Source organism: Pantoea sp. PGP6 (assembly GCF_053474785.1).
Window position 1 is genome coordinate 2,983,591 of record NZ_JBQBMA010000001.1, and the last position, 15,803, is coordinate 2,999,393.

Here is a 15,803-nt window from a genome sequence, read left to right on the forward strand (position 1 = left end):
GACGGGATGGGATGCCCTTAAGCGTAGTCAGCCACTCTGCGGTGATGTTGAGGATTTACAAAAGATTAAACAGGGCGACGCCCTGAAGATGTGGGGAACAGGCTACCAGCAATGCCAGCCGTAGCCCGGTTTTCGTTTCATCTTCGGAGACACAGAGAACACTTCACGAGGCAAGCAGCATCAATCCTGAATCGTGGGTCAGTAGCTGAAACCGGGTTGCTCTCACTGAACAGCCCTGGGCGAGCCTGAGAGATTTCCACTAACCGCAGCTCAGTAAATCATCATCTTATGCCGGTATGTGTCGGCAAGATGATAAGGAGTTCATCCGGCAATCACTGTCTTAAGGCCCGCGAACAGTGCCTGAGGATGTTATTCGCCAGGGTCAGGCAGGAATCCGCCGCAACGTCACCCTGTTTATCCGACATCACAGCTATAACTTTTTTTCAGCCTGATAACCCAGCCATTACGTTACGACTGTGCTCAGCGGGGCCAGCAGGTTCACTACCCGTCGCCTTCCAGCCAGTCGGCTGGCACTGAGGATAGCGGGCGGTAAATGACAGGTATAAAAAAACCCGACGGGTGAGATCGGGTTTTATTAGTTTTCCGGTATCAGCTTAACGCTCTGACCGGCGAAAAACGGTCCGCATCTGGCGCGTTTAATTTTTGCTGTTACCGCTGATAAATTCATCATAAATCTGACCTTCCTTACCCAACCGTTCGGCAGGTTTTAGTGTCGGATTTGGGCCAACTCGTCTGCTGAGAGGCCGGTCATTTTCATGACGGTGTTACGGTCAATGCCGTTCTGCAGCATGGTGCGGGCAATTTTCAGCGTGGCTTCGCGCTCGCCTTCGGTACGGCCTTCCTGCTTACCAAGCTGAATGCCTTTCTCAATACCTTTTTCAATACCTTTCTCGATGCCCTTCTGCTCCAGCTGCTGTGCGATGGTCATAAGTGCCTCTCCGTATTGCGGCACACGCTGTGCCAGTTCGCGAACAAAGGCTTCGGAGTCAGCTGACTCGCCTGCCTGCAGTAAATAGTGTATCAGCGCTGTTACCTGGGGTGAAGAAAGATAATCCGCCATCAGTAACGTGGCCAGACGATCGGTCAGGCTGGCGATGTCTCGCTGATGAATATGCTTTTGTAACAGCGTCAGCGCCGCCATGCTGCGGTGTTCCATAATCTCATCGTCCGGAATGACCGTTACATCGACCAGGGGAAAGGCGCTGTTGTAGAGACTTTCCGCCAGCACCGGATCACTGAATTCATCGAGCCAGCGCGTTGAGTACGGATACGGACTGCGCTTGCCGGTATAAAACAGGACCGGTATCACCAGTGGCAGCGTTTTATGACCAGCCTCAAGATGCCGCTGCATAGCAGCCACAGCGTAACGCAGGAGCCTGAACGCCATATGCCTGTCCGGAGTGGATTGATGTTCAATCAGCACATGAATGTACCCGTCGCCGGCAGTAGTCTTCAGGCTGTAGAGAACGTCGCTAAAGTACTGGCGCAGATCGTCTTCAACGAACGAGCCGGATTCCAGCTTCAGAGTACTGAGGTCACAGATAGCACGCAGTTATGCGGGCAGGTGCAGTTCCATAAAGTCACGGGCAATATCCGGCTGGGTGAGAAACTGCCGGAAAGTGGCATCGTGAGGCGTAGGCGTGCTGTTCTTTTTTTTCATCGTTCCTGACTCTGACAATCACCGGTGCAGGGTACCACAGACCCGATCCAACACCACCGCAGCGGTGACCGGACCAAATGCCAGACCGAGGGAGGAACAGGGTCGGACGGCCTTTTCAACGTCAGTTCGGTAAGCCGGTGATCGGCAGCAGCATAAATGATGACGGTGATCTCCGCTTACATGGGGAACAGCCGCGCTGACGGCCGTTTAAAAGCCGAATACCAGCCGTTAAACTCGCCGGGTCACGGCGCGTTAAAGCTTACCGTGTCACGCACCATGATATTGATACCCGGCTTCAGGTCTTCAAAAGTGATCGGCGTATTGCTGTTGCTGACCGTTTTGCCAAACGCTTTGCGCACTACCCGGATCAACGGTTTCCCGGTCACCGCGTCACTGGCTTCTATTTCCAGAAACAGCTCGCTGTTCTGGGTACGGTGTCCCGACGCCGCCATGGTGGTCGCCACCACCGCCGCAACTGGCACCACCTCGTAGAATTGCACGCCTTCATTCTCTGCAGATACAGCCGTGATGGCGGCCCGCACTTTCAGGGTGTGCGGCGTAGCCTGATTAGTCAGCGGCCGACGGGTGGCGATCGCGCCTTTTAACTGAATGTCGGTATAGCTCAGCACCTGATCCAGCGTTTGCTGGCTGACACGTGCGGTAGGATGGGCTGCCGGATAGTAGACCAGCGGGGTATAGAGCACATCTTTATACTGGCTACTTTTGTAATCGGGCGATATCCAGCGCAGGGTCGGTTGACCGCTGGCCGACTCAGTCGGCTGCAACTGGCTGTAATCGCTTAAGAAACCAGAGTATTGCTGCTTCTCTGTGACGTGAGAAGTGCAACCGCTGAGCAGCAGGGCAGAGACCGCCAGCAGAGCAGCAACAGATGTTTTACGCATTATCAACTCGCTTATGTCGGAAGGTTTAAGCAAGCATAGATAAGCCTGACGGGAAATGCTGAAAAATAAGTGTGCTTCTAATGGGTTATGTGCGCGGGGCCGGAATAACCCGCTGCAGCGCAGCGGGTGCAACGGCTTACTCGAAACAGGTGTCCGGATTTTCAGACAGGGTAATAAACTGTTTACCGCCGTGGGTCAGCGCCATGATGGTGCCGGTTTCAATATCGTAAACCCAGCCATGCAGACGCAGTTTACCGTTACGCAGCGCCACCGATACGGAAGGATGGGTTTTCATGTTGTTAAGCTGGGCGATGACATTCTCTTTCACCATCTCATTCAGCTTTTTCTCTGGCGATTCATATTCGCGCTGCTCTACCACCGCTTTCGCCGCATCGGCATAGCGCAGCCAGTGTTCGACCGCTGGCATGGTGTCCATGCAGGCGCAGGATGCGATGGCATTCATCGCGCCACAGTTGGAGTGCCCACAGATGATAATGTCGGACACGCCCAGCGCGACCACGGCATATTCGATGGTAGCGGAAACGCCGCCTGGCTCCGGACCAAATGAAGGCACGATGTTGCCCGCGTTGCGGATAACGAACAGCTCTCCTGGCTCCTGCTGCGTCACCAGTTCCGGTACCAGTCGGCTATCAGAACAGGAGATAAACAGCGCTTTGGGATTTTGATTTGACGCCAGGCTTTTGAAAAGATCCTTCCTTTCAGGAAACACATTCTGCTGGAAATTCAGAAATCCATTGATGATCTCTTTCATTATTTAGCTCTCACATTATCCACGTCGTTACCTGAAGGGCATAGCCCCTTCAGTGTTGATTTGCCCGTTTATTATTAATGAAAACAAGTGAATATCAACCAGCGATTTCCTAAGGGTGCGGTCTGACCCGCTGTGTCAGCGTTTCGCTTTGATGATGATGCGCATGGCAAAAGCGGAATTTCTTTTTATAGCACGGTCAGTTACTGGAAAATGACAGCGCCAATCAGACGCTGTTTCTGGCCCGGTCAGCGGCCGCGATTTTACCGGTTTTTTCATACCTTTACACGGCGCTAAACCCTTACAGATAACGCTACAATTTTTTCAGCAACACAGGTAAAATCCCGCGCCATCGCTGTGCTGAACCGGAAACAGAGCTATGTCTACTACAACAAAAACTTTGCCGCCACGGGTCGGATTCGTCTCGCTCGGCTGCCCAAAAAACCTCGTTGACTCCGAGCGCATCCTCACCGAACTGCGCACCGAGGGCTATGATGTGGTGCCGCGCTATGACGATGCTGAAATCGTGATTGTAAACACCTGCGGATTTATCGACAGCGCGGTTCAGGAGTCGCTTGAGGCGATTGGCGAAGCGCTGAATGAAAATGGCAAGGTGATTGTCACCGGTTGTCTCGGCGCTAAGGTTGATCAGATTCGTGAAGTGCACCCGAAAGTGCTGGAAATTACCGGTCCACACAGCTATGAGCAGGTTCTGTCGCACGTGCATCGCTACGTGCCAAAGCCTCAGCACAACCCGTTCCTCAGCCTGGTGCCGGAACAGGGCGTGAAACTGACGCCGCGTCATTATGCTTATCTGAAAATTTCCGAAGGCTGCAACCATCGCTGCACCTTCTGCATCATCCCATCAATGCGTGGCGATCTCGACAGCCGCGCCGTCGGTGAGGTACTGGATGAGGCCAAACGGCTGGTCGAAGCGGGCGTTAAAGAGCTGCTGGTGATCTCGCAGGATACCTCAGCCTATGGCGTTGATGTGAAACACCGCACCGGTTTCTGGAACGGCTCGCCGGTAAAAACCAGCATGGTCAGCCTGTGTGAGCAACTGGCGAAGCTCGGCGTGTGGGTGCGTCTGCACTACGTCTATCCCTACCCGCACGTCGACGAAGTTATTCCGTTGATGGCGGCCGGCAAAATCCTGCCCTATCTCGATATTCCGTTGCAACATGCCAGCCCGCGCATTCTGAAGCTGATGAAGCGTCCTGGCGCGGTGGAACGCACGCTGGAGCGGATTAAGCGCTGGCGTGAAATCTGCCCGGAACTGACGCTGCGCTCCACCTTCATTGTCGGCTTTCCCGGCGAGACCGAAGAAGATTTCCAGATGCTGCTCGACTTTATCAAAGAGGCGCGTCTCGATCGGGTAGGCTGCTTCCAGTACAGCCCGGTGGAAGGCGCGACCGCCAACCAGCTGCCCGATCCGGTCGACGAGGCGGTGAAGCAGCAGCGTTACGATCGCTTTATGCAGCTGCAACAGCAGATCTCAGCTGAACGCCTGCAGGAGAAAGTCGGACGTGAGATTCTGGTGATGGTTGATGAAGTGGACGAGGAAGGCGCGATTGGCCGCAGTATGGCTGATGCGCCGGAAATTGACGGCGCGGTCTACCTTAACGGCGAGCGTAACGTTAAACCGGGCGACATGCTGCGGGTCAAAGTTGAGCATGCCGATGAGTACGATCTCTGGGCGAGCCGCGTTTAATCCCGGCATTGAATGGCGGCGCGCAGTGATGCCTGTTGCCGCATCGGGCCTTATTCGCGCTTAACCATACTGCTGCTGATGCGCTTTCTTGCGTGTCAGGTAGTCCTCATCGGCCCGGATCCGATCCCAGTAGCCTTTAAAGATGGCCGCCGCCGCGGCCTTTTCTTCATTCACGCCACGCGGTAATTCTTTACCGTCAGCATCATATTTTCGTCCGCCCTGATGATTGCTGTAGCGACGTGCGCGGGTGTAGCCCATCTGAATAAACTTACGCGCCATATCCATGCCGACAAAATCATCCTGCTGACGATACGCCTCAAACAGCGCCATGATTTTCTCCGCCGACGCTTCGGCAATCGGTACGGTACGAAAACGCCAGTGCGGCAGGATTTCGCTCTTATAGGGCTCGACCATCAGCACCCCCTGCTCCCCACGTCCGACCTGATAACGTTCGGGATGCTGGCGGAAGTCGATGGTGCTGAAGTCCTGATCATAATCGAAAGGTTTCATGTCTTGAGTTTAGGATCCAACGCGTCGCGCAGCCCGTCTCCGAGTAAATTAAATGCCAGAACGGTGAAGAAGATCGCCAGGCTGGGGAAAATCGCCACGTGCGGCGCAATCACCATATCGGCACGCGCCTCGTTCAGCATGGCGCCCCATTCTGGCGTCGGCGGCTGCGCGCCCAATCCGAGAAACGACAGGCTGGCGGCAGTAATGATAGAGGTGCCGACGCGCATGGTGAAATAGACCACAATCGGTGAGACGGTACCCGGCAGAATATGCCGCATGATAATGGTCCAGTCAGAGGCGCCAATACTGCGTGCTGACTCAATGTAGGTCTGATGCTTCAGCACCAGGGTATTACCGCGCACCAGGCGGGCAAACGCCGGAATGCTGAAAATCGCTACCGCCACAATCACGTTGCTCATTCCGCTGCCCATGATCGCCACCACCGCAATCGCCAGCAAAATACCGGGAAAGGCAAACAGCACGTCGCAAACGCGCATGGTAATGCGGTCCCACCAGCCTTCGTAATAGCCTGCTAACAGACCAAACAGCGTACCAATCAGCGCGCCGATAGCCACCGAGAAGAAACCGGCAATCAGTGAAATGCGGGTTCCCACCAATACCCGGCTGAAAATATCGCGGCCGAGTGAATCGACACCAAACCAGTGCAGCAGTGAAGGCCCGTCATTCAGCCGGTCGTAATCGAAATAGTTTTCAGCATCAAACGGCGCCACGTAAGGGGCGATAAACGCCAGCACAATCAGCAGCAGCACAAACAGTCCGGCCAGCAACGCCACCGGCTGCTGCCGGAAACGCCGCCAGAACTCGCGCCACGGCGTGCGTACCCGGTTCTCCTTGATCAGCGGCAGGGTTTTCAGTGCCGCATCGCGTCGCCAGTTTTTCATCGCGATTCCTTAAAGCGAATGGCGGGATTGATCACCGCATACAACATATCAACCATCAGATTGATCAGAATAAACTCCAGTGAAAACAGCAGCACTTCCGCCTGAATCACCGGATAGTCGCGCATTGACACCGAATCGACCAGCAGTCGTCCCAGGCCTGGCCAGTTAAATACCACCTCAACCACGATCGATCCGCCCAGCAGGAAACCGAACTGCAGGCCCATCATGGTCACCACCGGGATCATCGCGTTACGCAGTCCGTGTTTCACCACCACCAGCGACTCGCGCACCCCTTTCGCGCGCGCGGTACGCATATAATCTTCCTGCATCACTTCGACAAACGAGGCGCGGGTGAAACGCGCCATCACTGCCGCCACCGCCGCACCGAGAGTAATCGACGGCAGAATATAGTGTTGCCAGCTTTCTGCCCCGACCGTCGGCAACCAGCCCAGCTCCACCGAGAAAATCTGCATCAGCAACATGCCAAGCGCAAAGGCCGGAAACGAAATGCCGGAGACCGCCAGCGTCATGCCGAGGCGATCGGGCCAGCGATTGCGCCAGACGGCGGAAACAATGCCGATCGCCATACCAAAAATCACGGCCCAGACCATGCTGGTCAGGGTCAGCCATAAGGTCGGCATGAAGCGCGAGGCGATCTCATCCGCCACCGGCCGTTTTGATACCATCGACTGACCGAAATCGCCCTGCAATGCATTGAGAATAAAGTGCCAGAACTGCTGCGGCAGCGGCAGATCAAGTCCAAGCTCCTGACGCACCAGCGCTACCACCGAGGCATCCGCCTCCTGTCCGGCAATCAGACGCGCCGGATCGCCCGGCAGCAGGTGAACAAACAGAAACACCAGCACCGCAACAATCAGCAAGGTGGGGATCAGCCCCAACAGCCGTTTAAGAAAATAGTTAAGCATGCAACATCCTGCAGCTGCGGCCAGCCGCGTGGGCTGGCCGGCTCCGTTACTTCAGACTGGCCTCATCAAAATTGAATGAGGTATCGGGCATCACATAAAAACCGCTGAGGTTTTTGCTGTTGGCGGACACCAGTTGCTCAACCACCAGCGGGATCCACGGATGATCCTGCCAGATGGTGTCCTGGGCATCTTTATACAGCTGGGCCTTCTGCGCGCGATCGGTGGTTTTCAGCGCATACGCCAGATCCTTATCAACCTTAGGATTGCTGTAAAACGCGGTGTTGAAGATCGCAGGTGGCCAGGCGGCAGTGGCAAACAGCGGCGTCAGTGCCCAGTCGGCTTCACCGGTTGAGGCGGACCAGCCGGTGTAGAACATCCGCACGCCGCTCTCTTTCTGGCCTTTGCCTTCAACTTCGGCCGCACGCTGTCCCGCATCCATCGCGGTGACCTTAACCTTTACGCCGACCTGCGCCAGCTGCTGCTGCGTGAACTGCAACACTTTCTGCGCGGTGCTGTGATTGTGTGATGACCAGAGGGTGGTTTCGAAGCCGTTGGGGTAGCCCGCCTCTTTTAGCAATGCTTTGGCTTTAGCCGGATCGTAGCTGATGGCCGGATAGTGTTGAGCGAAGTCGATGGACGGCGGGACGATACCGGTGGCCGGAGTGGCATAACCAGCAAAGGCCACCTTCGCCAGCGCCTGGCGGTTGATGGCATACTCCAGCGCCTCACGTACTTTCGGGTTGTCGAACGGCTTCTGGGTAACGTTGAGGCTGATGTAACGCTGCATAATCGACGGTGTGGTTACCACCTCGAGCTTGCTGTTTTTCTCCAGCAGTTTGGCCTGCTCATAAGGGATCGGGAAGGCAAAGTTGGCTTCCCCGGTTTGCAGCATCGCCGCACGGGTATTGTTATCCACGATCGGTCGCCAGGTAATGCTGTCCAGCTTCGGATAGCCCGGCTTCCAGTAGCCGTCCCACTTCTTCACCTTGACGAAGTCGGTCTGGTTCCAGGTTTCAAACACAAACGGGCCGGTCCCGACCGGATGGAAACCGATATCCTTGCCATATTTTTTCAGCGCGGTCGGTGAAATCATCGCCGCCGCCGGGTGGGCCAGAATGTTAATGAAGGCCGAGAACGGCTGCTTCAGGGTCACTTTCACCGTGGTCGGATCGATCACTTCGGTAGTGGCGATCTGCTTAAACAGGTTATAGCGTTTAAGGTGGTTATCCGGGTTGCTGGCGCGGTCGAGATTGACCTTGACCGCTTCGGCGTTAAAGTCGCTGCCGTCCTGGAACTTAATTCCCGGGCGGAGCTTGATGGTGTAGGTCAACCCATCCGGACTGGCCTGATAGCTCTCCGCCAGCACGTTGGTCAGCTTCATCTGTTTATCAAAACCAAACAGCCCCTGATAAAACGATTTGGCGACCGCCTGCGACAGCGTGTCGTTGGCGTCATACGGATCGAGGGTGGTGAAGTTGGACGCGACGGCAATCACCGCATCCTGCGCCGCCCAGGCGGGCAATGTGAGGGCGCTGCTTAATACGCCAGCCGCCACTAACCCTTTACGCATCGTCATCTGCATCTTGTTCTCCTGTAATCCCTGTCGGGTGGGTCGCCGAAGCGATATCTTCACTATTCAGGTCGCGCTGATAACGTGGCGGGCGACAAAGTGCCCCGGCGCCACTTCCATCAACGGTGCCACTTCAGGTTCATCCCCTAACGCATGGATTGGACTGGGGATCTCATCAACCATTAACGCGCGTTCCCGGCGATGGTGCGCCGGATCGGCAACCGGGACGGCGGCCATTAGTTTTCGGGTATAAGGATGCTGTGGCTGCTCAAATACCGCCTGACGCGGCCCCATCTCAACAATCTGGCCGAGATACATCACCGCCACGCGGTGACTGATGCGTTCCACCACCGCCATATCATGCGAGATAAACAGAAACGCGATACCAAATTCGCGCTGTAAATCGAGCATCAGGTTGATGATCTGCGCCTGGATCGAGACATCGAGTGCCGAGACCGACTCATCCGCAATCACCACCTTCGGATTAAGTGCCAGCGCACGGGCAATACAGATGCGCTGCCGCTGGCCGCCTGAAAATTCGTGCGGATAGCGCTGCGCGTGCTCCGGCAGCAGCCCGACCTTTTCCAGCAGCCAGGCCACTCGCTGTTCCGCTTCACGACGCGGCATCACCTTGTGCACCAGCAGCGGCTCCATGATCGAGAAGCCTACCGTCAGCCGCGGATCGAGCGAGGCGTAGGGATCCTGAAAAATAAACTGAATGTCACGCCGCAGATGTGCCAGCGCCGCGCCGCTGAGGTTATCGATGCGTTGACCGTTGAAGGTCAGCGTCCCGCCCTGGCTGGCCACCAGCCTGAGCAGTGAACGGCCGGTGGTCGACTTACCGCAACCGGACTCGCCGACCAGCGCCAGCGTCTCACCGGCATAGAGATCGAAACTGACTTTTTCGACTGCGTGCACCCGGCTTTTCACCCGGTTAAACAGCCCACCGCGAATATCAAACCGCGTCACCAGATCGCGGACCTGCAGAATCGGCGGCTGGTCACGGCGCACGGTATCCTGCGGCGTCTGCTGCTCTTCCCCGCCGTGCAGCAGCGGGAACTTAGCGGGCAGTGGCTGACCGTGCATCGAGCCGAGCTTAGGGACCGCCGCCAGTAACGCCTGGGTGTAAGGCTGGCGGGGCGCGCTAAACAGCTGGGCTGCCGGCGCATTTTCCACCACTTCGCCGCGATACATCACCTGCACCCGATCCGCCATTTCCGCTACCACGCCCATATCGTGGGTGATAAAGATGACGCCCATCTGCATCTCTTTTTGCAGTACGCGGATCAGTTGCAGGATCTGGGCCTGAATGGTGACGTCGAGCGCGGTGGTAGGCTCATCGGCAATCAGTAACGCCGGTTTACAGCAGAGCGCCATGGCGATCATCACTCGCTGACGCATCCCGCCGGAGAGCTGATGCGGAAAGCGGGACAAAACATTTTGTGCATCCGGAATACGCACCAGGTCCAGCATATGGCGTGCTTCTGCCAGCGCCTGGGCGTGGCTTTTGCCCTGATGCAAGCGAATCGATTCGGCGATCTGTTCACCAACGGTAAACACCGGATTGAGCGAGGTCATCGGCTCCTGAAAAATCATCGCCATATCCGCGCCGCGTACCCGCCGCATCTGACCGGCCGGGGCGCGCATGATATCCAGTACCTCACCGTTGCGGCGGCGCAGCTGTACCTCACCGCGAACCGTTGCGCCGTTTTGCTCAATCAGCCGCATCAGCGCCAGCGAGGTGACAGACTTACCGGAGCCTGACTCGCCCACCAGCGCCAGGGTTTCGCCGCGAAAGAGATCGAGGGAGAGATGGCGTACCGCCTCGGTCACCGTGCCCTGATGCTGAAAATGCACACTGAGATCGCGTACCGCCAGCACCTGGTCGGGCGCCAGTGAGGGTAACGCCTGCCGATCGCTCATGCCTGCTCCTTAACTGTCACGGTAGATGGCCACATCGGCCGCCTCGCCGACCCGTGCCACCGCCCGGTACATTCCTTCGCTATTGAACGGCAGCGCTACGTTACCTTCGCGATCGACCGCAATCAGGCCGCCGCTGCCGCCCAGCTCCAGCACGCTATCGTGAATCACATTGACGCTGGCCTGCTGAAGCGTGCGGCCGGCGTAACGCATCTGCGCCGCCACGTCGTAGGCGGCCAGAGTACGGATAAAAACTTCGCCGGTGCCGGTACAGGAGACCGCCACGCTATCGTTGCTGGCGTAGCAGCCCGCGCCCGGCAGCGGGGAATCACCAACCCGTCCGGCCTGTTTATTGGTCATGCCGCCGGTCGAGGTCGCCGCAGCCAGATTGCCATTAAGATCGAGCGCCACGGCACCCACCGTGCCAAATTTGCGGTCCGGGTCGAGCGGATCGCCACCGCTGGCAGCGCCATCGTGATCCAGCACCGTTTCGTCGCTGTTTAGTGCGCGCTGCAACTGCTCCCAGCGTTCTGGCGTCGAGAAGTAATCTGCCGCCACCGGCTGCAGGCCCTGCGCCTCGGCGAACTGCTCAGCACCTTCGCCGATAAACAGCACATGCGGACTCTGTTCCAGTACCGCGCGCGCCGCCAGCACCGGATTGCGTACCCGACTGACGCCCGCCACGGCCCCGACATCCAGCGTGCGGCCATCCATCACGCAGGCGTCCAGCTCATGGGTGCCCTGATGGGTAAACACCGCGCCTTTGCCGGCGTTGAACAGCGGACACTCTTCCAGCTGGCGTACCGCTTCTGTTACCGCGTCGAGTGCGCTGGCACCCTCAGCCAGCATCTGCTGACCGTGCGTCACAATATCCAGCAGGGCCTGGCGATAGTGCTGCTCCTTTTCGGCGCTCATCGCTGAGCGCGTAATTGCGCCCGCTCCCCCATGAATGGCGATAACTGCTTTGCCCATAACGCTCTGCCCTGTGGTTGCATCAGCACGAAAAACACTGATTTAGAATGGTTTTCATCCATTTTCGGTAATTTTTGACTATAGAAAGCCTGCTAAGTGTTGTAAAGAAGAAACTGTTCCGATGGTTATAACCTTTTCACCCGGCCATATTTCACTTTAGTGGCAGACGCGTGCCTGGCAGAGAGCAGAGCGCGGATACCGATGTGACTCAGCGGACAAATCCCACCATAATAAGCAGCATCTGAGATAACCCAACTGGAATAACCATGGAAAGCTTTACTGCAGGATTGATCTCCCTTGAGGAGGCACAACAAAAAATGCTGGCGCAGCTGACGCCGATCACTGACACGCTGAGCGTCCCTTTGACCGAAGCGGCCGGGCGGATCACTGCCGTGGCCGTCACCTCACCGATTGCGGTACCGCCGTTTGATAATTCAGCGATGGACGGGTACGCGGTGCGGCTGGCGGACGTCAGCCGCGGTGAGCCACTGCCAGTTGCCGGTAAAGCGTTTGCCGGCGCGCCGTTCAGTGGCGAATGGCCGCTGGGCAGCGTGGTGCGGATCATGACCGGCGCCCCGCTGCCGCCAGGCTGTGAAGCGGTGGTGATGCAGGAGCAGACCGAAACCCGTGGCGATGCGATTGTGATTACCGCGCCGGTGCGCGCCGGACAAAATATTCGCCTGACCGGTGACGACATCCAGCCCGGCCACGTGGTGCTTGAAGCCGGTGTGCGGCTCGGCGCGGCTGAACTGCCGCTGCTGGCTTCACTCGGTATTGCGCAGGTTGAGATCGTGCGCAAACTGCGGGTGGCGATCTTCTCTACCGGTGATGAGTTGCAGCCGGTTGGTCAGCCGCTGGCGGCCGGACAAATTTACGATACTAACCGCTTCGCGGTGTCGCTGATGCTGCACAAACTGGGCTGTGAAGTGATCGACCTCGGCATTATTAAGGACGATCCTGCGGCGCTGCGTGCAGCGTTTGAGGAAGCCGATCGTCAGGCTGACGTGGTCATCAGTACCGGCGGCGTGTCGGTCGGCGAAGCCGATTTCACCAAAAGCATGCTGGAGCAGCTCGGCGCCATCAGTTTCTGGAAGCTGGCGATCAAACCTGGTAAGCCGTTTGCCTTTGGTCGACTCGCCAGTAGCTGGTTCTGTGGGCTGCCGGGCAATCCGGTTTCCGCTGCGGTCACTTTTTATCAACTGGTACAACCGCTGCTCGCCGCTTTAACCGGGCAGAAGAAAGCGGTGCTGCCACCGCGTCAGAAGGTGCGTAGCGCGTCGCGTCTGAAAAAAACGCCGGGCCGGCTCGATTTTCAGCGTGGGGTGCTGCAACAGAATGCTGAGGGCGAACTGGAAGTGCAGACCACTGGCATGCAGGGCTCGCACGTCTTCAGCTCATTTGTGCAGGCTAACTGCTTTATCGTGCTGGAACGCGATCGCGGCAACGTTGAGCCGGGCGAATGGGTCGAGGTAGAGCCGTTTAATGCGCTGCTGGAGGGGTAAATGCTGCCTGAGCTAACCGATGAAGAGATGCTGCGCTACAACCGGCAGATCGTGCTGCGGGGCTTCGATTTTGACGGCCAGGAACGGCTGAAAGCCAGTCAGGCGCTGATTGTCGGTTTGGGTGGACTGGGCTGTGCCGCCGCGCCTTATCTGGCATCGGCCGGGGTCGGCAGGCTAACGCTGCTCGATTTCGACAGCGTGTCACACTCTAATCTGCAGCGGCAGATCCTGCATCATGATGCGGATATAGGCCGTGCCAAAGTTGAATCCGCCGCTCAAAGCCTGGCCGCGATCAATCCCCACTGCCAGCTGCAGCCAATCCACGGCCAGCTGGACGATACGGCGCTGCTGGCGCTCATCGCTCAGCAGCAGGTGGTGCTGGACTGTACCGATAATGTGGCGGCACGTGAGCAGCTTAACCGGCTGTGTCGTCAGCAACGGGTGCCGCTGGTATCCGGCGCGGCGATTCGGATGGAAGGCCAGATCAGCGTGTTTAACTGGCAGCCAGGTACGCCCTGCTATCGCTGCATCAGCCGGCTGTTTGGCGAACAAACCCTGAGCTGTGTCGAGGCAGGCGTAATGGCGCCGCTGGTTGGCGTGATAGGTGCGATGCAGGCCATGGAGGCGATTAAGCTGTTGGCGGACTACGGCACGCCCGCCACCAGCCGGTTGCTGATGTACGATGCGTTAAGCGCAGAGTTCCGGAGCATGAAGGTGGCGCAGGACGCGCAGTGCGAAGTGTGTGGCGCGCAGCACCGATGAAAAAACGGGGTAGCCTGCGCTACCCCGTCCGGTATCAGACGATGCCCTGACTACGCAGGTAATCTTCGTAGTTGCCGGTGAAGTCCACCACCCGATCCGATTTGATTTCCATCACCCGGGTCGCCAGCGAGCTGACGAATTCACGGTCGTGTGAAACGAAAATCAGCGTCCCTTCGTACATCTCCAGCGCCATATTAAGTGACTCAATCGACTCCATGTCGAGGTGGTTAGTCGGTTCATCCATAATCAGGATGTTCGGTTTTTCCATCATCAGCTTACCGAACAGCATGCGACCTTTTTCACCACCGGACAGCACTTTGGCCGGTTTCTTAATATCATCCTGCGAGAATAACAGGCGGCCAAGAATACTGCGCACGCTCTGCTCATCGTCGCCAGCCTGTTTCCACTGACTCATCCAGTCAAATACTGTCAGGTCATTGGCGAAATCTTCGGCGTGATCCTGAGCGTAATAACCGATGCGTGCATTTTCTGACCATTTAACGCTGCCGCTATCGGGGTTCAGTTGGCTGACCAGCGTTTTAAGCAGGGTCGATTTACCAATACCGTTGGCACCGATTATCGCCAGTTTTTCGCCCACTTCCAGCAGCAGGTTTAAATTCTTAAACAGCGGACCGTTATCAAAGCCTTTGGTTAAGCCTTCCACTTCCAGCGCATTACGGAACAATTTCTTGTCCTGTTCAAAACGGATAAACGGGTTCTGACGGCTGGAGGCTTTTACCTCATCCAGTTTAATTTTATCCATCTGTTTTGCGCGCGAGGTTGCCTGACGGGATTTAGAGGCGTTGGCGCTAAAGCGGCTGACAAAAGATTGCAGATCGGCAATCTGCGCTTTTTTCTTGGCATTATCGGCTAACAGACGTTCACGCGCCTGGGTCGCTGCGGTCATATATTCGTCATAATTGCCGGAATAGACCCGCAGCTCGCCATAATCCAAATCAGCCATGTGGGTGCAGACCATATTAAGGAAGTGACGGTCATGCGAAATGATAATCATGGTGCTGTCACGTTCGTTCAGCACCTGCTCCAGCCAGCGGATAGTATCGATATCCAGGTTGTTGGTCGGTTCGTCCAGTAACAAAATATCAGGATTAGAGAACAACGCCTGCGCCAGCAGGACGCGCAATTTAAAGCCTGAAGCAATTTCACTCATCGGGCCATAATGTTGCTCAACCGGAATACCGACGCCGAGTAATAACTCACCGGCACGGGATTCGGCGCTGTAGCCGTCCATTTCACCGTAAACTGCTTCGAGGTCGGCAACTTTATAGCCTTCCTCTTCGCTCATTTCCGGCAAAGAATAAATACGATCGCGTTCCTGCTTAACTTCCCATAATTCATGGTGACCCATAATCACGGTGTCCAGCACGCTATATTGTTCAAAGGCGAACTGATCCTGACGTAACTTACCGATACGCTCATTGGGATCGTAAGAGACGTTGCCGCCTGAAGGCACCAGATCGCCACCCAGAATCTTCATGAAGGTGGATTTTCCGCTGCCGTTCGCACCGATTAAACCGTAACGATTACCGCCGCCAAATTTAACGGAGATGTTCTCGAACAGTGGCTTACTGCCAAACTGCATGGTGATATTGCTGCTAACTAACACGGCATTGACCTTTGTGAAGAGAGTGGATAGAAAAACGGCAGCTATTATG

At 56.6% G+C, this 15,803-nt stretch carries 13 protein-coding genes and 1 pseudogene; 3 read left to right on the forward strand and 11 right to left on the reverse strand.

The genetic code is table 11. The features are described from left to right. Nucleotides 1-727: 727 nt before the first annotated feature. The 4 genes and pseudogenes from ACLIBF_RS14550 to ACLIBF_RS14565 form a co-directional block, all read right to left on the reverse strand. Nucleotides 728-1,681, reverse strand: a pseudogene (locus tag ACLIBF_RS14550) (Rpn family recombination-promoting nuclease/putative transposase). Then, a complete protein-coding gene (locus ACLIBF_RS14555; protein WP_122983603.1) occupies nucleotides 1,678-1,851 on the reverse strand; it encodes an Hha/YmoA family nucleoid-associated regulatory protein in 174 nt (57 codons plus the stop codon). The pseudogene ACLIBF_RS14550 and the gene ACLIBF_RS14555 overlap by 4 nt, the downstream one beginning before the upstream one ends. 72 nt (nucleotides 1,852-1,923) lie before the next feature. Beyond that, a complete protein-coding gene (locus ACLIBF_RS14560) occupies nucleotides 1,924-2,583 on the reverse strand; it encodes a DUF3313 domain-containing protein (RefSeq protein ID WP_031377014.1) in 660 nt (219 codons plus the stop codon). Between the two features lie 136 nt (nucleotides 2,584-2,719). Continuing rightward, entirely contained in the window at nucleotides 2,720-3,355 is a 636-nt protein-coding gene (locus ACLIBF_RS14565) for a carbonic anhydrase (protein ID WP_031377015.1), read from the reverse strand. Nucleotides 3,356-3,731: 376 nt separating this feature from the next. Here ACLIBF_RS14565 and rimO point away from each other — a divergent pair, with 376 nt between their 5' ends. Further along, nucleotides 3,732-5,063 carry a 30S ribosomal protein S12 methylthiotransferase RimO gene (gene rimO / locus ACLIBF_RS14570; RefSeq protein ID WP_279809387.1) on the forward strand — a complete coding sequence of 444 codons (1,332 nt, stop codon included), beginning with the start codon at nucleotides 3,732-3,734 and terminating at the stop codon, nucleotides 5,061-5,063. Between the two features lie 60 nt (nucleotides 5,064-5,123). Here the strand turns inward: rimO and ACLIBF_RS14575 are convergent, their stop codons facing one another. Genes ACLIBF_RS14575 through ACLIBF_RS14600 form a run of 6 tightly spaced genes read right to left on the reverse strand, consistent with a single transcriptional unit; the run spans nucleotide 5,124 to nucleotide 11,863 of the window. Then, the gene (locus ACLIBF_RS14575) at nucleotides 5,124-5,573 is read right to left on the reverse strand and encodes a DUF4385 domain-containing protein (protein WP_069728084.1); all 450 of its coding nucleotides are present in this window, start codon (nucleotides 5,571-5,573) and stop codon (nucleotides 5,124-5,126) included. Continuing rightward, on the reverse strand, nucleotides 5,570-6,475 hold the full coding sequence (gsiD, locus tag ACLIBF_RS14580) for a glutathione ABC transporter permease GsiD (RefSeq protein ID WP_031377017.1): 906 nt from the start codon (nucleotides 6,473-6,475) through the stop codon (nucleotides 5,570-5,572). The genes ACLIBF_RS14575 and gsiD overlap by 4 nt, the downstream gene beginning before the upstream one ends. Next, on the reverse strand, nucleotides 6,472-7,401 hold the full coding sequence (gene gsiC, locus ACLIBF_RS14585) for a glutathione ABC transporter permease GsiC (RefSeq protein WP_031377018.1): 930 nt from the start codon (nucleotides 7,399-7,401) through the stop codon (nucleotides 6,472-6,474). Before gsiC ends, gsiD begins: the two co-directional genes overlap by 4 nt. Nucleotides 7,402-7,447: 46 nt before the next feature. Further along, nucleotides 7,448-8,983: a glutathione ABC transporter substrate-binding protein GsiB gene (gsiB, locus tag ACLIBF_RS14590; protein ID WP_279809389.1), complete on the reverse strand. Its 1,536-nt coding sequence runs from the start codon at nucleotides 8,981-8,983 to the stop codon at nucleotides 7,448-7,450. A 54-nt stretch (nucleotides 8,984-9,037) separates the two neighbouring features. Then, nucleotides 9,038-10,894 (reverse strand): dipeptide ABC transporter ATP-binding protein, encoded by a 1,857-nt coding sequence (locus tag ACLIBF_RS14595; protein WP_031377020.1) that lies wholly within the window; start codon nucleotides 10,892-10,894, stop codon nucleotides 9,038-9,040. Nucleotides 10,895-10,903: 9 nt separating this feature from the next. Continuing rightward, nucleotides 10,904-11,863, reverse strand: a complete 960-nt coding sequence (locus ACLIBF_RS14600) for an isoaspartyl peptidase/L-asparaginase family protein (RefSeq protein ID WP_279809390.1) — start codon at nucleotides 11,861-11,863, stop codon at nucleotides 10,904-10,906. Between the two features lie 266 nt (nucleotides 11,864-12,129). Between ACLIBF_RS14600 and moeA the strand changes: the two genes are divergently transcribed. Next, the gene (gene moeA / locus ACLIBF_RS14605; RefSeq protein WP_279809392.1) at nucleotides 12,130-13,365 is read left to right on the forward strand and encodes a molybdopterin molybdotransferase MoeA; all 1,236 of its coding nucleotides are present in this window, start codon (nucleotides 12,130-12,132) and stop codon (nucleotides 13,363-13,365) included. Then, nucleotides 13,366-14,127 carry a molybdopterin-synthase adenylyltransferase MoeB gene (moeB, locus tag ACLIBF_RS14610; RefSeq protein ID WP_031377022.1) on the forward strand — a complete coding sequence of 254 codons (762 nt, stop codon included), beginning with the start codon at nucleotides 13,366-13,368 and terminating at the stop codon, nucleotides 14,125-14,127. A gap of 34 nt (nucleotides 14,128-14,161) precedes the next feature. Here moeB and ACLIBF_RS14615 read toward each other — a convergent pair whose 3' ends face one another. Next, nucleotides 14,162-15,754, reverse strand: a complete 1,593-nt coding sequence (locus ACLIBF_RS14615) for an ABC-F family ATPase (RefSeq protein ID WP_448310025.1) — start codon at nucleotides 15,752-15,754, stop codon at nucleotides 14,162-14,164. Nucleotides 15,755-15,803: the final 49 nt, after the last annotated feature.